Below are 16,675 nucleotides of genomic sequence, written 5' to 3' on the forward strand. Positions count from 1 at the left end.
GGTTGCTAGTGCTGCGACAACCACGTTTCGGTGATCTCGGCCTCGGCGCGGAAGAGGTCGATCAGGTTGACGAGCATCAGCTGTTCGAGCTTCCCGCCGATGAACGGCAGATACACCTTGGCCTCGGACGAGGTGCGGAACGTGCAGCCCGTCTCGGTGGCGAACAGTTTCATGGTGCCCGTGAGGCTGCCCGGGCCTGCGGGGATCGACGCCTCGTACGTGCCCGTGGTCGGCTCACCGAAGGGCGTGTACGACTCCTTGCGCGTGATGACCATGTCCTTCTTCATCACGGTCTGCGCGATCTCGGGAAGTTCCGACCGCGGCAGGATGTGGTGCAGGACGATGTCGATCCCGTCGTCGTTCACCTCGAAGTGCTCGATGTGATTCTCGGAGTACTTCCGCATCTCCTCGATGCGCGCATCCCAGTAGTCACGGTTGGTGAACGCGTTGTACACCTCTTTCGGGGTGTGCTTGTAGCGGGCTGAGTAGTCGATGCGGCGAGCCATGATCGCCAAGGTTACCGGCTGTGACGGAACGCAATGGACACCCGCCCCAGGTCAGCCCTGGAGCCACTGCTCCGTGAACTCCTGCTCCTTCGCGATCAGCCGGAGGACCTCGTCCGCGATCGCGCTCTCGATTTTGCCGCCGATCAGGGGGATCCTGACGTCGGCCTTGCCTTCGACCTGCACTTTCGACCGGGAACCGTCCTCCGTCAGCGTCTGGGTCCCGGAGATCGTCGCAGGCGCACCCACGACCTCGGCCGTGAACGTGCCCTCGGCGTGATCGCCGTCGAGCGTGCCCCACGTCTCCGTGCGCTTGATCACGAGATCGCCGGAACGGACCTTCGAGACGATGCTGGGCAGGTGCTCGGCGGGGATCGACTGCGACATGGCCACCGAGATGGTGCCGGGGCCGGTCGTGACCTCGTCCAGGGTTGCCCCCGGTCCTCCCACCCGGTCGAGACGGTCGCGCCAGTACTGCGCGGTGATCAGGCCCGCATGGACCTGGGCGACGGGAAACGCATAGGACGACGAATGCTCGATGCGGCGACTCACGATCCGCAGGCTACCGTTTGCGGTTGTGTGGGACGTGAGCATTGTCAGTCAACTCGTCGATTCGGGCGCACACGCGACCGAGAACCTCGAACTGTCGGGGATGACCACGCTGCGCGTGGGCGGGCCGGCGCGGATCGTGGCGGAGTGCCCGACCACGCAGGTCCTCGTCGACGTGGTGCGTCTCCTCGACGCCGCGCACATCCCGACACTGATCCTCGCCGGCGGCTCCAATCTGGTGGTCGGGGACGACGGATTCGACGGTGTGGTCGTGCGTGTGTGCAACACCACCGTCGGACTGGAGGAGGGATTCGTCACTGCCGAGGCGGGCGCCGAGTGGGATCAGGTGGTCGCGCAGACCGTCGCCGCCGAGCTGGGCGGGCTCGAATGCCTGTCGGGGATTCCCGGGTCGACCGGTGCCACCCCGGTGCAGAACGTGGGCGCGTACGGCGTCGAGGTGGGGTCGATGCTGCGGCGGGTCCACCTCCTCGATCGACGCACCGGTGAGGCGCGCTGGGTCGAACCCGACGCCCTCGGTCTCGGTTACCGCACGAGCGTCCTCAAGCACTCCGACGCCGCCCTGGTGCTGGCCGTGGAACTGACCGTGCACCCCGACGGACTCGGCGAGCCGCTGCGCTACCGCGAACTGGTCTCCGCGCTCGATAGTGCCGAGGGCGACAGGTTGCCGTCGGCGCAGGTCCGCGACGCCGTGCTGGACCTGCGGCGGGGCAAGGGCATGGTCCTGGATCCCGACGATCACGACACCTGGAGCGCGGGCTCCTTCTTCACCAACCCCGTCGTGCCCGACGGGGAGTTGGCGGATGTTCTCGCAGCAATCGAGACCCGCCTCGGCGACGTCGCCGTTCCCCGGTACCCGGCCGACGGCGGAACCAAGTTGTCTGCGGGGTGGCTGATCGAGCGGGCCGGCTTCTCGAAGGGGTATCCCGGCGAGAACGCTGTCGCGCGGCTGTCGACCAAGCACACCCTTGCGTTGACCAATCGAGGTGCTGCGAAGAGCGAGGACCTGCTGGCATTGGCTCGCGATGTCCGGGACGGCGTCCAGTCGGCGTTCGGTGTCCGGCTCGAACCCGAACCGGTGACGGTGGGCTGCGCGATCTGAGACAGGTCCGTAGCGCAGGTAACCTGTTAGCTGTGCATGAACTGGGTTCTCGGACAAGTCGGTCGCGCGTCGCGTTGATCGCGACGGCGCTGATCGCGTTTCTCGTTTTGCTGACCGGATGCACGGCCGGCTCCGAGTCGGGAACCGCCACCGCGCCGCCCGAACCGGCAGTCGAGGTCACCCAGAATCCGGCGTCGGGCACCGAGGACGTCAATCCGGTGGCGCCGATCTCCGCAACCGCGTCGCAGGGCACGTTCACCGACATCTCCCTCGTCAACGCCGAGGGGCGTGCCGTGCAGGGTGTGCTGTCACCCGACCGGACCACGTTCACCGTCGGGGAGGCGCTGGGCTACGGCAACACGTACACGTGGAAGGGCACGGCGCTCGGCACGGACGGCAAGTCCGTCGCCGTCGACGGCAGCTTCACCACGGTCGAGCCCGACGAGACGATCGGCGCCACACTCAACATCGCCGACGGTCAGGAAGTCGGCATCGCCGCCCCGATCATCGTCCAGTTCCACGAGTCCGTCGAGGACAAGGCGGCGGTCGAGAAGGCGATGACCGTCACGACCAACCCGCCCACACCCGGCTCGTGGGCGTGGCTGCCCGACGACAACGGGTCGCGCGCGCACTGGCGTCCGCAGAACTACTGGGCACCCGGCACCACCGTGAGCCTCGACGCCCGGCTGTACGGACTGGACTTCGGCGGCGGCGCGTACGGCGCGGAGGATCTGTCGCTGAACTTCACCGTCGGTCGCAGCCAGATCGTGATCGCGAACGCGCCCAGCCACCGCATGCAGGTGGTGCGCGGCGGCGAGACCATCATGGACATCCCCGTCAGCTACGGCGAAGGCAACGAGGCCCGCAACGTCACTCGCAGCGGCATCCACATGGTGACCGAGAAGCACGAGGACTTCCTCATGTCCAACCCGCCGTTCTACGAGAACGTGCGCGAGCGCTGGGCGGTCCGCATCTCCAACAACGGCGAGTTCATCCACGCGAATCCCGAGACCATCGGCGTCCAGGGTTCGTCGAACGTCACCAACGGCTGCATCAACCTGTCCCTCGGGGACGCCCAGCAGTACTTCGGCACCGCGATGTACGGCGATCCCGTCGAGGTGACCGGGACGTCCATCGACCTCTCGGCCGCTGACGGCGACATCTACGACTGGGCCCTCAGCTGGCCCGAATGGCAGTCCATGTCGGCCCTCGCATAGGCGAGCGAACTTTCTTCACAGCCGGTGGAACCGAAACCGGGGCCGCTGCGTCTACCTGAATGAGGACGCGTCGACGGCGCCGTGTTCTCGGTTCACACAACTGTGGGGAGTCGTCCGCTGTCGAGGGGTCGACGGACGACCCCGACAGTCCGTTTCGGTCGAAAGTCGCTGATCGGCAGGGGGGCTGTGGGATGGGATGGATGTTGCTGGGGGTCGTGACGATTGTGGCGGGGCTGTGGACCGTGGTCCTGGTGCTCGAGCACCAGGACCGGCGGACCGCCGCGAACGCGCCTACGTCGTGCGGTGAAAACGCCCGGACGAAGCCTGATCTCGTGGCTTGACGACGATCTGGTCGATATTCACGTGGGAGGGCCGCGATGCGACGAACCCGACGACGTCCGCGACATCCGCGGCGACGAGCGGGGTGATGCCCTCGTAGACCTTGTCGGCACGCTCCTGGTCGCCTTCGAAACGCACCAGCGAGAATTCGGTTTCCACTGCGCCCGGCGCAATTTCGGTGAGACGGACCGGCTTGCCGAGCAGTTCTCCGCGCAGCGTGCGGTGCAGGACGGCCTCCGCGTGCTTGGCGGTCGTGTATCCGGAACCGTTGTCGTACGCCTCGAGCGCGGCCAGCGACGTGATGGTGACGATCAGACCGTCACCCGACTCGATCAACTTCGGCAGCAGCGCCTTGGTGATCCGAAGGGTGCCCAGGACATTGGTCTCCCACATCCACCGCCAGTCGTCGAGATCGGCCTCGGCGACGGTGGCGAGTCCCTTGGCGCCGCCCGCATTGTTCACGAGCACGTCGACCCTCGGCAGTACCGCGCTGAACGCGTCCACGGAATCCTGGTCCGTGACGTCGAGTTCGAGCGCGGTACCGCCGATGTCTTCGGCGATCTTCTCCAGACGATCCAGTCGCCGGGCCCCGATGACCACATGAAATCCCTGCGCGGCCAGGGTGCGGGCGGTGGCTTCTCCGATTCCGGAGCTCGCCCCGGTGACGACGGCGATGCGGGTGTCAGGTGAAAAGGTCATGCCGACATGTTAGGGCTCGTCGATGACGGAGTAGCCACTTGCGTCGCCGGCGACGCTGCGGCTGCGCTCGCCCCGGATGTTGACGGGGACGTCGCCGGCCAGGGTGATGCGGTTGAGTCGCCGGTACTGATCGTCGTAGTCGGCGACGGCGTAGTGCTGAGTGGCACGGTTGTCCCAGATCGCCACGTCACCCGACTGCCAGTTCCACCGGGTCGTGAACTCGAGCGAGATCGCGTGATCCTGCAGAACCCGGAAGAGCGCCTGCGACTGGGTGCTGCTCAGACCGACCAGGCTCTTGACGAAGTGACCGAGCAGCAGCGTGCGCTCGCCGGTCTCGGGGTGCACCCGCACCACCGGATGCTCCGTCTCGAAGTACGTGGACTGGAACTCGGCGCGGTACTCCTTCGACTTCTCGTCCTGCGTGCGTTCCGCGCTGGTCGCCGCGTAGTCGTAGACGTTGGTGTGCGTCGCCCACAGGTTGTCGGCGAGGACCTTCAGCGGCTCGGGCAGCGCGTTGTAGGCGGCGACACCCGACGCCCAGGTGGTGGATCCGCCGTACGTGGGGAGTTGCACGGCGCGCAGGATCGACGCCTTCGGGATGCGATCGACGAACGTGACGTCGGTGTGCCAGCTGTTGGCCTTGCCGTAGTCGGAGTCGATGGGCAGCACCTTGGTGCCGCGCGACGTGACGGTCGGATGCGCCGTGGTGGGGGAACCCAGAAGCTCCGCGAACTCGTACTGCGAGTCGTCGGTCAGATGTTCCTGGCCACGGAAGAAGATCACCTTGTGCTCGAGCAGGGCCTGGCGGATGAGCGACACGGTGGCGGGGTCGAGGTTGCCGCCGAGCCGGACGCCGTCGATCCGGGCGCCGATGTGGGCACCGAGCTTGACGACGCTCGCCGCGTTCGGGGAACCCTCGGCGTCTGTCACGTGCTCGGGCGCGAAATCGATGGACATGGTGAGCCTTTCGGATACCGGAGACGGTGTGGAGTCCCGTAACCGAACCATCGGGCGGTGTGTCGCCGGAAGGCTTTGCGTCACCCTGATCGCAACGGGCCGCGGACCTTCCGCGTGATCGCGACGACGCAGAGCAGGCTGAGCAGTGTGACCGCGGTGAGGTAGAGGGTGATGGGTGCGGACGAGCCCCAGTTCGCGTACAGCGCGGCGGCCACTGTGGGGGCGAGTCCGCCGCCGAGAACCGACCCGATCTGATAGCCGAGGGATGCGCCGCTGTAGCGGACCTCGGCGCCGAACAGTTCGGTGAACAGTGCGGCGATCGGCCCGTAGACGATGCCCATGAACACCGCGGTGCCGAGGAGGGCGAGCATCATCACCGCGGGGTTGCCGAGGTCGATCAGTGGGAACAGTGCGGCCGCCCAGAAGGTCGGCCCCACCGAGCCGGTGACGAGGAGTCGCCGGCGGCCGTAGCGGTCCGAGAGCATCGACGCGACGGGGATGACGATCAGCCATACGAACGAGGCGATCAGGGTGAAGACGAGCACGAGTGTCTTGCTCATGCCCAGGACCTTCGTCGAGTAGGACAGCAGGTACGCCATGAAGATGTATCCGACGGTGTTGATGCCGATGAATGCGCCCGCGGCGAGCAGCACTTCGCGCAGGTTCTCCCGCAGGACGGTGACGATCGGCAGTCGTTGATCGCGGTGGGTGCTCTCGACCTTCTCGAAGTGGGGGCTCTCGGTGATGGTGAACCGGATGACGAGCCCCATCAGCACCATCGCGGCGCTGGCCAGGAACGGGACCCGCCAGCCCCAGGAGAGGAATGCGTCCTCGCTGAGGCTCGTCGAGACCCCCAGGAACACGAGGTTGGCCAGGATCAGGCCGCCGGGCACGCCCATCTGCGGGAAGCTCCCGTAGAAGCCTTTCTTGTCGGCGGGGGCGTGCTCGACGGCCATCAGTACCGCGCCGCCCATCAGCATCAGGGACAGCACGAGCATGGATTTGCGTCCGATGCGGTCACCGAAGTGGCCCACCACGACGCCGCCGATCGGCCGTGCGATGAAGCCGACGGAGAACGTCGCGAACGCGGCCAGCGTCCCGGCGATGGAGGAGAAGGACGGGAAGAACAACGGGCCGAACACGATTGCCGCGGCCATGCCGTAGATGAAGTAGTCGTACCACTCGAAGGCGGTCCCGATGAGGCTGGCGCCGGCCACCTTCAGTGGCCGGACGGTGGCCCGGGGTGTCACGGAGATCTGGGTGGAGGTCATGTCGATTTCCTCCGATGGTGCGAACGACTGTTCGGTCAGGATGGCGGTCTCTGCCGTCTGATCAGCGTCATCGCGGAGCCGACCACATCGGCATCCCGCTCCTATAACCGTACGTTCGGTTGGTATCTCGGCGTATTGTGTCGTGAAACACTGTTGCCATCAAGAGTGGTGATGCTCTCCGATGTGCGCCGCAGGCGGCGCCTCGCAATGGCGGGAACTGCGGAAGTGGCGCGGCGCGGAGCCACACGCCGACGCGCCCTCCGATTGGTGAAACCGACCGAAGCTGCTAGTTTCGTGTCATGTCTTCAGGCCAGTCGACCGCTCCGCGGGTCACCTATGTGACTTCCGCGCTGGGCTCGCGGCTGCCCTTGGCGCGGGAACTGTGTTGTCGCTGTCTCAGCATCTGCAGCTAATTCGCGCAGTCTTCTCCTGATCGATCGTCCTCGGTCGTCCCACTCTCGGCCCGGGACGGATGCAGCGTTCGGACGAAGGTGCGCACCGCCTCCGCTTGCAAGGACTGCCACGTGTCTACCCCCACTCTTTCCAGCCCCACCCGGACCGGCTCCGCATCTCGATTCCAGCGGCCCGTGTCCCGTCCCCGTCTCCACATCGTTCCCCCTGAGCTGCGGATCAGCGACGGCCCGGCCGCCGGTGTTCTGCGGGTGGCCCGATCTCGCGGGCCGCTGTCCAGGGACGTCGCCGCGAAAGCGACCGGCCTGAGCATCGCCACCGTCAACCGTCAGGTGTCGGCGCTCCTCGACCTCGGGCTGCTGCGCGAACGTGGCGACCTCACGCCGTCCGGCGCCATCGGTCGTCCGCGGGTTCCGTTCGAGGTCAACCACGAGCCCTACCTGACAGTGGGCATCCACATCGGCGCGGTCGTGACCAGCATCATCGCCAGTGACCTGCGCGGGAAGGTCCTCGGCGCGGTCGAGGTACCCACCCCGCAGGGAGCGTCCGCCGACGCACTCGCCGGCATCGCACGCAGCGCGCGGGCCTTCGCCTCCCGCTGGCATCGGCGTCGCCCGCTGTGGGCGGGTGTCGCACTCGGCGGTCGCGTCGATCCGCAGACCGGTGTCGTCGACCATCCCCGGCTGGGATGGAAGTCCGCCCAGGTCGGCGCCATCATCGCAACCGGACTCGGGTTGCCCGTCTCCGTCGCGGCGCACGTCGAGGCGATGGCCGCATCCGAGCTGCTGCTGAGCCCGGACAGCGAAGACGGTGTCGCGCAAGGCGAAACGGGCCTGTACTTCTACGCCCGCGAGACGGCAGGCATCGCGATCACCATCGACGGCCGCGTTCACACTCCGTCGAGCGGTCCCGGATCGATCGCGCACTTGCCGACGGGCTCGTCGGCGCAGTGCTCGTGCGGTTCACGCGGGTGCCTCGAGGCGACGATCAGCGATCGCGCGGTCATCTCCGCCGCCCTCGATGCGGGCATCCTGGCTGAGTCGAACCAGCGGCCGACGATGAGTGCGCTCTACAAGGCGGCGTCGTCGGGTTCCGTTCCCGCGCACGAACTTCTGGTGGAACGTGCTCAGGTGCTCGGGAAGACGGTCGCCATGCTGCGGGACCTGTTCAACCCGGACCGGGTGATCCTCGGAGGCCAGGCGTTCACCGAGTACCCGGCCGGTATCCCGCACGTCGCCGAGGCCTTCGCGCAGGCATCGTCGCTGGAGCGCAGGGACATTCGCATTTCCGGATTCGGCAACCGGGTGCAGGAGTACGCCTCGACGGTGGTGTCGCTGAGCACCATCTACTCCGATCCGGTCGGAGCGATGCGCCGGACGTCGATCTAGCGTCACAGCACTTCGTCAGCCGCACAGGTAATAGCCTGTGCGGCTGACGAATTCGTGTGCGTCCGTCCGGGTGCTCGCTCCCCGGCAGGTCTCAGAGTTTGCGCAGCCCGTCGAGGACGCGTTCTATCAGTTTCCGGTCCGGGCCGGTGGACCCGGCCGTCTCGTTCACGGTGACCGCCCCGGCCGCCGCGAGGTCGCCGACAAGTACGCGCGCGACCCCGAGCGGGATCGACGCGAGCGACGCGATCTCGGCCACCGACCGCGGTTCGGCGCACAGCGCGAAGACGCGGCGCAGTTCGTCCGGTGCAAGCATTCCGTCTACCACGGTGTCGCCGTCCGCGCGGGCGATGATGACCGCCTCCAGTGGCAGATCGACCCCGGACTCGGTCCGCCCGCCCGTGAGAATGAACGGCCGGACGATGGAGACGGTGCCCTCGGGCGCCACCCACTCGGTGGACTCGACAGCAGGACTGTCGGCCACCTCGGGAGTCCGATCCGCGGGTTCGGACACGGGTCCGACCTGCTCGGGAGCGTCCTCGGCCGGGGCGGGTTCCACCCATTCGGCCGACTGCGGTGGGCTCGGGTCCTGCTCTTTCCTGGCGCTGCGGCGCCGGCCGGCTGATCCGAAGCGCGCCCCTGTCGCGCCGATCAACGGCCAGTTCTCATCGCTCACAGTCATCGGTTGGGACCCTTCTCGCACTACCCCACCCACTCCATGGTCCCAAACTCGCGTTTCGTGTGAACGAACCGGTCCCTGTGATTCCCGCTACAGGGTGTGCGCGAGCGTTAGATTTGCTGCGTGACCCACTGGCGGCAGAACTCGGATCCGTTCCTCGCTCCCGATCTCGGCCGGTCCGCGCTGCTCGTCGTCGACACGCAGGTGGACTTCGTGGACGGCGGGACGGCGCCGATTCCCGGCACGTCGGCGGTGTTGCCCGCGATCGCGCGTCTCGTGGACGCCTACCGGGAGGCCTCGGCCCCGATCGTGCATGTCGTCCGGTTGTACGAGGGCGACGACGTGGACCTGTGCCGGCGCCGCATGATCGCGGCCGGACTCGTCATCGCCAGACCGGGCACCGCGGGCTCCCAGGTGGCGCCGGAGCTGGGGGTGCCACCGCTCGACCCCGAGTCGCTCCTCGGCGGCAGGCTCCAGACCGTATCGCCCACCGAGCACATCCTGTTCAAACCCCGGTGGAGTTCGTTCTACCGCACCGAACTCGACGACCGCCTGCGCCAGTGGCGGGTCGACACCGTGGTGATCGCGGGATGCAACTATCCTAACTGCCCGCGCGCCACGATCTTCGACGCCAGCGAACGCGACTACAAGGTGCTCGTCGCCGCCGATGCGATCTCGGGCGTCGACGCGCGTCACCTGGAGGAGGCTGGGCGAATAGGGGTTCTCCATGCGGAGACCGACGAGATCGTCGAGGCATTGCAGCCACCCGAGCTCGAGGTGATCAGCTGAGCGGCGGCGCCGATGTCGCGTCCGGTGGCGCACCCCGCCTGCGCAGCTCCGCGCGGGCCCGCTCGATACCGCCGTGTTCCAACGCGGCGAGTGGTGATTCGTCGGCCCAGACGAGCTCACCGCGACGGCGGACCGTCACACTCATCGAGCCGGCGAGGTGCTCGAGGGCGCCGGGGATGTTGCGACGCTCGGCGGGAAGTGGAACCGGCAGCACGTGTGCCGAGCTCAGCGGGGAACCGCCCTCGATTTCGACGCTCCACGTGCGATTGCGGCCCCGCAGCGACCACCGATCGTCCGTGACGTGCGCCCGGACGGGGGAGGTGACCGGGTTGCCGAGGCGGAACACGGTGCCGTCGGGCAGCGCGACGACGACGGCCGTGACCTCGGTGTGCAGCCCGCCCGCGGTGATCTCGCCGCCCGCGAACGCGACACATGCCTGCCGGTCGGCGAAACCCTGAGCCTGGCCCCACCACCAGGATTCGGGGAATCCGCCCTTGCCCCAATTTTTTTCGCCGTAGACCTGGGCACCGTCGAGGTCGATCTCGGTGCCGCCCAGCACGGCCGTTCCCTCGGCCCGGCCGCCGAGTAGCCACGGGTGCCAGTACTGGTTCAGTGCGGGCACGGTCTGGAACACACTCGACCCGCCGAGCCTGCGCCGCGGCCACGGAACCTGGGCGCCGACCCGGACGTCGAGGCGGGCGTCCGGCCCGAGATCCACCCACACGCGGTCGACGGACCCGCGGAACGCGTCGCCTGCGAACCCGCCGAGTCCGGCCGGGTTGGCGTAGCCCTCCGGATGCGCGGCGGTCCGCAGGAACCGGGTGGGATGACCGGCGAGACCGAGCGTCGCCCAGTGCCCGTCCGCGGCCCGGTTGATACCCGCCAGCGCGATGACGACCTGTCCCGTCGCGGGCTGGGTGAACCGCCAGAAATAGCCTTCCATCGCGACGTCGTGCGCGGCGAGGAGGTTGCCGAACGGCAGATCCGCTCCCGTGGCGCGGTACGTCCGCAGCAGTCGCGACATCGGTCAGCTTCCCGGCTGGGGGTGCAGCACCGCCTGCGACTGCGTCACCTGCGCCACGAGATGGTCCTCGTCGTCCCGCAGTTCGGTGACGACGGCGACCGTGGTTCGTCCGGCGTGCAGCGGACGCGCGGTCGCGGTGACGGTGCCCTTGCGGACGCCGCGGGTGAACACCGTGCTCGAACTCGTGGTCGAGGTGGACGCTCCCGCCGGGAGATTGAGAAACGCGCAGACGGCTCCGACGCTGTCGGCAAGCGTCATCAGCGCCCCGCCGTGCATGCCGTTTCCCGCGGTCGTGCGGTGCTGTTCCCACTCGAGGTGCCCGACGACCTCCTCGGGCGCGGCCTTCGTGAGGCGAACCCCGGTGTGCACGGCGAACGGCATGGTCGCGACGAGATCAGGGGGATTCATACCCGTGGATGCTAGGCGCGGAACCACACCCGCGCAGGCGGTTCGCGGGGCTGGATTGGCGGGATGTCCAGTCTGTCGGAAGCTGCCCGCCGGTCGGGCCGGGCGCGGGGGAGCGCCGCCGCGGTGGTCGGATTCTTCGCCGCAGCCTGGTTCGGCTGGGCCATGGCCGTCGACCTTCCCCGCCCCCTCACCGTGCTCCTCGACGCCGCCATCGTGGTGGCGCTCGTCGTCGCCATGCTGGGAGCGGTACTCGCCGTGCGTAGTCCCGCCGAGAGTTCCGCGTTGGCGGACCGGGCGGTCCGGCGGCGGTACACCCTCGTGGTGGTGGTCGAGTTCGCGGTGATCTGGGCGGGCGCCGCCGTTCTCGGAAACACGAGTCTGTCGGCGTGGATACCGGTCTGGGTGTGCTTCACCGTCGGCGTCCACTTCGTGCCGTTGGCCGGCGTACTCGGCGAGTCGTCGCTGACCGTGCTCGGTGCGCTGCTCGTCGTGGTCGCCGCGGCCGGGCTCGTCGTGGGTCTGACGACCACCGTGGCACCCGGCACGGTGACCGGGATCGGGGCGGGCGGATGCCTCCTCGCCGCAGCCGTCCCCACCCTGGCGGGGAAGAGGTTCTCCGGCAGGAGGACACCCGGCCCGGTCGATCAGAGGGGCAGCGAAGACTCCGCAAGCCCGGCCGGTGCCCCGCGACGGCGGAACCATTCCTGACCGAACGCCGCGCGCAACTGCTCCTCGGGCATCTGCAGGAACGGGCCGAAGTCCCCGATCTGGGTGGCGTGCGCGTGCATCGCGGCGCGCTTGGCGTCCATGGCCGAGGTGACGTCCACGACCGTGGTGATCTCGGAGTCCGGCAGACCGAACGTGTCGAGGTCCGGTGGCTGGGTGTTCTCGGACCACTCCGGATTCGCGGCCATGAGTCGTCGGATGTGGTCGCGGCTGACGGCGGCCTCGTAGACGTGCGGCACACCGGCCAGTTCGGCGGCCCGGATGCCCACGTGGTGGACCTGCACATGATCGGGATGGCCGTAGCCACCGTTGGGGTCGTAGATGGTGATCACGTCGGCGGACTCCTCGACGAGGATCGCGGCCAGCCTGGCGGCGGCCTCCTCGACGTCGACGTTGCAGAACGCCGCAGGGTTCTCGTTCTCCGGCGTTCCCGCCATCCCGGAATCCGCGTAGTGCAGCAACACCACACGCTGGGCGCCGAGCAGCGACGTCGACTCCTCCAGCTCGCGGCGCCGGCGCTCGGCGAGTGATTCGCCGTCGGTCAGGATCCCGTCGGGGGCCTCGCCGAGCGCCCCGTCCGTCGCGGTGACCACGACGACGCGATGACCGGCGTCGGCGGCCTGACGCATCACGCCGCCCGTCGTGAACACTTCGTCGTCGGGATGGGCGTGGAAACACACCAGGACACTCATGAGCGCAATACTTGCACGTGCTGGAAGTCGCGGCCACGATCTGTGAGGCTCGACGCGTGCTCGGTACCTATCGTCAGATCTTCGCCGCCCCCGGCTCCGCAGCGTTCTCGGCCGCAGGATTCGTTGCGCGCGTACCGATCGCCATGGTCGGCATCGGCATCGTCACGATGCTGTCAGAACTGCGCGGCGACTACGCACTCGCCGGTGCCCTCGCCGCGGTGTTCGCGCTGACCTACGCGTTCATCACCCCGGTCGTGTCCCGGGCGGTCGACCGGTACGGGCAGTCGCGAGTCCTTCCCGTCGCGTCGGGGATCAGCGCGACGTCCATCGCTGCGATGCTGCTGTGTGTCCGGTTCGGGACGCCCGACTGGGTGCTGTTCGTGTGGGCCGTCCCCGCCGGCTGCATGCCCACGATCGGTGCGATGGTGCGCGCCCGCTGGACCGAGCTGTACCCGCGGCACGCCACTGCTGCGGACGGCGTTCGCGTTCGAGGCGGTGGTGGACGAACTGTGCTTCATCGCTGGACCCGTGGTCTCCGTCGGATTGTCCGTCACGGTGTTCCCCGAGGCGGGACCGCTCGCGGGCCTCGTCCTGCTCGTGGTCGGCACCCTCGCGCTCGTGGCGCAGCGCGGCACCGAACCGCCCGTGCATTCGGCAACGCACGATGGACGCCCGTCCGTCGTCCGGACGCCCGCCGTGTGGATCCTCGTGGCGGTCATGGTGTCGATGGGCACGATCTTCGGCGTCATCGACGTCGGTGCCATCGCCTTCACCCGAAGCCACGACGCACCCGCCTCCGCCACCGTGGTGCTGGCCCTGTTCGCGGCCGGTTCCGCGGTGGCGGGCATCGTGTTCGGCGCGATCCGGGTGTCGGCGTCGCTCCGGAAACAGCTGATGGTCGCAGTCCTCGCGGTGGCGGTTCTGACGGTTCCGCTGCTTCTCGCCGACAGCATTCCGGCGCTCGCCGTCGCCTACGCGGTGGCGGGGATGACGGTGGCGCCGATCATGATCGTCACGACCGGTCTCGTCGAGCAGATCGTGCCCGCGGCCGCGCTGACCGAGGGCATCACCTGGATCGTCACCGGGCTGGGTGTCGGCGTCGCGGTGGGGTCGGCACTCGCGGGCCGGATGATCGACGAATTCGGCACGACCGCGGGTTACGCGGTGGCGGCGGTCGCCGCGCTGCTGGCCTCTATGGTGACCCCATGGCTATTCGTGAAACAGTCGGCGTCGACGGAACGCCCCTCGTCTACTCGGTGACCGGTGCCCCCGACGCGCGGACCCTGGTCCTCCTGCACGGTTGGGCGCAATCCTCGAAGTGCTGGGGCCCCGGGGTGCTCGACGAACTCGCGGCCCGCTACCGCGTCATCGCCGTCGACCTGCGCGGACACGGCTACTCGGGTGCGCCCGACGCCGGCTACGACGATTCCGCGATCTGGGCCGGGGACGTCGACGCGGTGCTCACGGCCGAAGGCGTCACGTCCGGCGCCGTGCTCCTCGGCTGGTCCTACGGCGGCCTCGTGATCTGCGACTACCTGGCGTCGCACGGCACGTCCGCCGTCGACGGCGTTGTCCTCGTGGGAGCCATCACCAGCATCGGTCGCGGGGAGGCAGGCGGCAAGGTCGGTGCGGCGATGCGCGCGGCGATCCCCGGCGCGATGTCCGAGGAGCCGCGCGAGGCGATCCGCGCGCTGGGCGCCTTCGGCAACGCGCTCACCGGACCGCCGGAAGGCAAGGGCGCACAGTCGCAGGCGCTGTTCGGGGCCAGCCTCGCCACCCCGCCCCGGGTGCGGGCCGCCCTCTTCAACCGCTCCGCGAGTCACGACGACCTGCTCCGGTCGCTCGACGTGCCGGTGCTCGTCCTGCACGGCACCGAGGACTCCGTCGTCGACGTCTCGGCTGGTAGGCACGCTGCAGAACTGATCCCGCAGGCGCGGGCGTCGTTCTGGGAAGGCTGCGATCACGGGCCGTTCGTGGAGGATCCCGACAGGTTCGTGAAGGAGGTCGGCGAGTTCGTCGACAACCTCGGTTAAAGGGGCCGATCGGTGAGGGAGCACTATGGAGTGGTGACGCCCATGCACAACTCGCGCCCCCGCAGGGTGGCCGTCCTCTCGGTCCACACCTCACCGCTGGCGCAGCCCGGTACCGGCGATGCGGGCGGCATGAACGTCTACGTGCTGCAGTCCGCCATCCAGATGGCGCGGCGCGGCGTCGAGGTGGAAATCTTCACCCGGGCCACGTCGTCCGCCGACGCACCGGTCCAGGAAGCGGCGCCGGGGGTCCTCGTCCGCAACGTGGTGGCCGGCCCGTTCGAGGGGCTGGACAAGCAGGATCTGCCCACGCAGCTCTGTGCGTTCGTCGCGGGGGTGCTCCGCGAGGAGGCCCGCCACGAACCGGGTTACTACAACCTGGTGCACTCGCACTACTGGTTGTCGGGGCAGGTCGGCTGGCTCGCCCGCGACCGCTGGGGCGTGCCGCTCGTGCACACCGCGCACACGCTCGCTGCGGTCAAGAATCTGTCGCTGGCCGACGGTGACACTCCCGAACCGGCCGCCCGCCAGATCGGCGAGCAGCAGGTGGTGGCCGAGTCCGACCGGCTCGTGGCCAACACCACCGAGGAATCCGATCAGCTGGTCCGCCACTACGGCGCCGACCCGAACCGGATCGACGTGGTGGCGCCGGGCGCCGATCTGACGCGGTACCGGCCGGGCGACCGGGCCGCCGCCCGGGCGAAGCTGGGGCTCGACCCGCGCGAGACCGTCGTGACGTTCGTCGGACGAATCCAGCCGCTCAAGGCGCCCGACGTCCTGCTCCGCGCCGCCGCCGAACTGATCGCCCGAGATCCCGAATCGACACTGCGGGTGCTCGTGGTCGGCGGCCCGTCCGGCTCCGGGCTGGCCCGGCCGGACGCCTTGATCGAACTCGCGTCCTCGCTCGGCATCGCCGCGCGGGTGACGTTCCTCCCGCCGCAGGCGCCCGACCGGCTCGTCGACGTGTACCGGGCTTCAGATCTCGTTGCGGTGCCGAGTTATTCGGAGTCGTTCGGGCTGGTGGCCATCGAGGCGCAAGCCTGCGGCACGCCGGTGATCGCCGCGAACGTGGGGGGTCTCGGTGTCGCCGTCCGGAACGGCGAAACCGGGCTTCTCGTGGACGGGCACCGCACCGAGGACTGGGCGACGGCGCTGCAGTCGCTGGTGTCCGAGCCCGGCAGGCTCGCCGCGCTGGCCGCCGAGGCTCCGCGTCATGCCGAGAATTTCTCCTGGGAACACACCGCCGACGGTCTCCTCGAGAGCTATCGGATGGCGACCGTCAACTACAACTACGGACACGGCCCCAGCGAATTCGCCCCGCGACGTGCAGGCGGATTGTGGAAGCTGCGCAGGGCCGGGGGAGTGCGCGCATGAGCGAGCTGGCCGACGTGATCGAGTCCGCCCTGACCGAACGTGAGATGGACTTCACCAGGAAGGACTCGACGCATTTCATCGTGGAGTTGCCCGGCGAGCGCAAGCTCAAGACGACCACGCTCCTGACCGTCGGCAAGCACGGTCTGCGCGTCGAGGCGTTCGTCTGCCGCAAACCCGACGAGAACTTCGAAGGCGTCTACAAGTACCTGCTGCGGCGCAATCGCCGGCTGTACTCGGTGGCGTACACGATCGACAAGATCGGCGACATCTACCTGGTCGGTCAGATCGCCGAGCACGCGGTGACCGCGGACGAACTGGACCGGATTCTCGGGCAGGTGCTCGAGGCGGCCGACGGCGACTTCAACACCCTCCTCGAGCTCGGATTCGCCGAGTCCATCAAGCGTGAGTGGGAGTGGCGCGTCTCACGAGGGGAGTCGCTGGCGAACCTGAAACCGTTCGAGCATCTCATTGAGGACTCGCAGCCCTGACTGCTGGTCGACCG

General features: G+C 68.5%; 17 protein-coding genes and 1 pseudogene. 9 read left to right on the forward strand and 9 right to left on the reverse strand.

Going from position 1 to position 16,675, the window contains the following annotated elements; all coding sequences use genetic code 11:
• Positions 1-5 precede the first annotated feature (5 nt).
• Positions 6-506: a DUF2505 domain-containing protein gene (locus JVH1_RS26830; protein WP_011594926.1), complete on the reverse strand. Its 501-nt coding sequence runs from the start codon at positions 504-506 to the stop codon at positions 6-8.
• A gap of 51 nt (positions 507-557) precedes the next feature.
• Complete coding sequence (locus JVH1_RS26835; RefSeq protein WP_009474766.1) at positions 558-1,055, reverse strand: DUF2505 domain-containing protein; 498 nt, start codon at positions 1,053-1,055, stop codon at positions 558-560.
• Positions 1,056-1,080: 25 nt separating this feature from the next.
• Between JVH1_RS26835 and JVH1_RS26840 the strand changes: the two genes are divergently transcribed.
• Both JVH1_RS26840 and JVH1_RS26845 read left to right on the forward strand, forming a co-directional pair.
• The gene (locus JVH1_RS26840; protein WP_043778871.1) at positions 1,081-2,172 is read left to right on the forward strand and encodes a UDP-N-acetylmuramate dehydrogenase; all 1,092 of its coding nucleotides are present in this window, start codon (positions 1,081-1,083) and stop codon (positions 2,170-2,172) included.
• 32 nt (positions 2,173-2,204) lie between these two features.
• Positions 2,205-3,389, forward strand: a complete 1,185-nt coding sequence (locus JVH1_RS26845) for an Ig-like domain-containing protein (protein ID WP_009474764.1) — start codon at positions 2,205-2,207, stop codon at positions 3,387-3,389.
• 291 nt (positions 3,390-3,680) lie between these two features.
• On the opposite strand, the gene JVH1_RS26850 is transcribed toward JVH1_RS26845, so the two are convergent.
• The 3 genes from JVH1_RS26850 to JVH1_RS26860 all read right to left on the reverse strand — a co-directional run bounded on the left by JVH1_RS26850 (position 3,681) and on the right by JVH1_RS26860 (position 6,655).
• Positions 3,681-4,427: an SDR family NAD(P)-dependent oxidoreductase gene (locus JVH1_RS26850; protein WP_009474762.1), complete on the reverse strand. Its 747-nt coding sequence runs from the start codon at positions 4,425-4,427 to the stop codon at positions 3,681-3,683.
• A 9-nt stretch (positions 4,428-4,436) separates the two neighbouring features.
• Positions 4,437-5,384: a TauD/TfdA family dioxygenase gene (locus JVH1_RS26855; protein ID WP_009474761.1), complete on the reverse strand. Its 948-nt coding sequence runs from the start codon at positions 5,382-5,384 to the stop codon at positions 4,437-4,439.
• Positions 5,385-5,464: 80 nt separating this feature from the next.
• Complete coding sequence (locus JVH1_RS26860; protein WP_009474760.1) at positions 5,465-6,655, reverse strand: MFS transporter; 1,191 nt, start codon at positions 6,653-6,655, stop codon at positions 5,465-5,467.
• A 524-nt stretch (positions 6,656-7,179) separates the two neighbouring features.
• On the opposite strand from JVH1_RS26860, the gene JVH1_RS26865 reads away from it, so the two are divergent.
• Positions 7,180-8,454 (forward strand): ROK family transcriptional regulator, encoded by a 1,275-nt coding sequence (locus JVH1_RS26865; RefSeq protein ID WP_009474758.1) that lies wholly within the window; start codon positions 7,180-7,182, stop codon positions 8,452-8,454.
• Between the two features lie 91 nt (positions 8,455-8,545).
• On the opposite strand, the gene JVH1_RS26870 is transcribed toward JVH1_RS26865, so the two are convergent.
• A complete protein-coding gene (locus JVH1_RS26870) occupies positions 8,546-9,133 on the reverse strand; it encodes a DUF742 domain-containing protein (RefSeq protein ID WP_043778822.1) in 588 nt (195 codons plus the stop codon).
• Between the two features lie 120 nt (positions 9,134-9,253).
• On the opposite strand from JVH1_RS26870, the gene JVH1_RS26875 reads away from it, so the two are divergent.
• Positions 9,254-9,919 (forward strand): cysteine hydrolase family protein, encoded by a 666-nt coding sequence (locus tag JVH1_RS26875; RefSeq protein ID WP_009474756.1) that lies wholly within the window; start codon positions 9,254-9,256, stop codon positions 9,917-9,919.
• Here the strand turns inward: JVH1_RS26875 and JVH1_RS26880 are convergent.
• Together JVH1_RS26880 and JVH1_RS26885 are read right to left on the reverse strand one after the other, a co-directional pair.
• The gene (locus tag JVH1_RS26880) at positions 9,912-10,943 is read right to left on the reverse strand and encodes a tocopherol cyclase family protein (protein WP_009474755.1); all 1,032 of its coding nucleotides are present in this window, start codon (positions 10,941-10,943) and stop codon (positions 9,912-9,914) included. The two genes, JVH1_RS26875 and JVH1_RS26880, sit on opposite strands and share 8 nt — an antisense overlap.
• A 3-nt stretch (positions 10,944-10,946) precedes the next feature.
• Complete coding sequence (locus JVH1_RS26885; protein WP_009474754.1) at positions 10,947-11,351, reverse strand: PaaI family thioesterase; 405 nt, start codon at positions 11,349-11,351, stop codon at positions 10,947-10,949.
• 63 nt (positions 11,352-11,414) lie between these two features.
• Between JVH1_RS26885 and JVH1_RS26890 the strand changes: the two genes are divergently transcribed.
• Positions 11,415-12,059 (forward strand): hypothetical protein, encoded by a 645-nt coding sequence (locus tag JVH1_RS26890; RefSeq protein WP_051033668.1) that lies wholly within the window; start codon positions 11,415-11,417, stop codon positions 12,057-12,059.
• On the opposite strand, the gene JVH1_RS26895 is transcribed toward JVH1_RS26890, so the two are convergent.
• Positions 11,996-12,769 (reverse strand): PIG-L family deacetylase, encoded by a 774-nt coding sequence (locus JVH1_RS26895; protein WP_016882757.1) that lies wholly within the window; start codon positions 12,767-12,769, stop codon positions 11,996-11,998. The genes JVH1_RS26890 and JVH1_RS26895 overlap by 64 nt on opposite strands.
• 56 nt (positions 12,770-12,825) lie before the next feature.
• Here JVH1_RS26895 and JVH1_RS26900 point away from each other — a divergent pair.
• The 4 genes and pseudogenes from JVH1_RS26900 (at position 12,826) to JVH1_RS26915 (ending at position 16,661) form a co-directional block, all read left to right on the forward strand.
• Positions 12,826-14,029, forward strand: a pseudogene (locus JVH1_RS26900) (MFS transporter).
• Positions 13,975-14,802 (forward strand): alpha/beta fold hydrolase, encoded by an 828-nt coding sequence (locus tag JVH1_RS26905; protein ID WP_043778820.1) that lies wholly within the window; start codon positions 13,975-13,977, stop codon positions 14,800-14,802. Before JVH1_RS26900 ends, JVH1_RS26905 begins: the two are co-directional and overlap by 55 nt.
• Before the next feature lie 12 nt (positions 14,803-14,814).
• Positions 14,815-16,173: a D-inositol-3-phosphate glycosyltransferase gene (gene mshA, locus JVH1_RS26910; protein WP_011594914.1), complete on the forward strand. Its 1,359-nt coding sequence runs from the start codon at positions 14,815-14,817 to the stop codon at positions 16,171-16,173.
• Positions 16,170-16,661, forward strand: coding sequence for a YbjN domain-containing protein (locus tag JVH1_RS26915; protein WP_009474749.1), 492 nt, complete (start codon positions 16,170-16,172; stop codon positions 16,659-16,661). The genes mshA and JVH1_RS26915 overlap by 4 nt, the downstream gene beginning before the upstream one ends.
• The last annotated feature ends 14 nt before the right edge of the window (positions 16,662-16,675 follow it).

The sequence above is a fragment of the Rhodococcus sp. JVH1 genome (genome assembly GCF_000280725.2).
Taxonomy (GTDB): Bacteria; Actinomycetota; Actinomycetes; order Mycobacteriales; family Mycobacteriaceae; genus Rhodococcus_F; species Rhodococcus_F jostii_A.

Bases quoted from the DNA above. Each gene is read 5' to 3' on its own strand.
- JVH1_RS26830 (WP_011594926.1), bottom strand. From the start codon at position 506: ATGGCTCGCCGCATCGACTACTCAGCCCGCTACAAGCACACCCCGAAA.
- JVH1_RS26850 (WP_009474762.1), bottom strand. From the start codon at position 4,427: ATGACCTTTTCACCTGACACCCGCATCGCCGTCGTCACCGGGGCGAGC.
- JVH1_RS26855 (WP_009474761.1), bottom strand. From the start codon at position 5,384: ATGTCCATCGATTTCGCGCCCGAGCACGTGACAGACGCCGAGGGTTCC.
- JVH1_RS26860 (WP_009474760.1), bottom strand. From the start codon at position 6,655: ATGACCTCCACCCAGATCTCCGTGACACCCCGGGCCACCGTCCGGCCA.
- JVH1_RS26870 (WP_043778822.1), bottom strand. From the start codon at position 9,133: ATGACTGTGAGCGATGAGAACTGGCCGTTGATCGGCGCGACAGGGGCG.
- JVH1_RS26880 (WP_009474755.1), bottom strand. From the start codon at position 10,943: ATGTCGCGACTGCTGCGGACGTACCGCGCCACGGGAGCGGATCTGCCG.
- JVH1_RS26885 (WP_009474754.1), bottom strand. From the start codon at position 11,351: ATGAATCCCCCTGATCTCGTCGCGACCATGCCGTTCGCCGTGCACACC.
- JVH1_RS26890 (WP_051033668.1), top strand. From the start codon at position 11,415: ATGTCCAGTCTGTCGGAAGCTGCCCGCCGGTCGGGCCGGGCGCGGGGG.
- JVH1_RS26895 (WP_016882757.1), bottom strand. From the start codon at position 12,769: ATGAGTGTCCTGGTGTGTTTCCACGCCCATCCCGACGACGAAGTGTTC.
- JVH1_RS26905 (WP_043778820.1), top strand. From the start codon at position 13,975: ATGGCTATTCGTGAAACAGTCGGCGTCGACGGAACGCCCCTCGTCTAC.
- JVH1_RS26915 (WP_009474749.1), top strand. From the start codon at position 16,170: ATGAGCGAGCTGGCCGACGTGATCGAGTCCGCCCTGACCGAACGTGAG.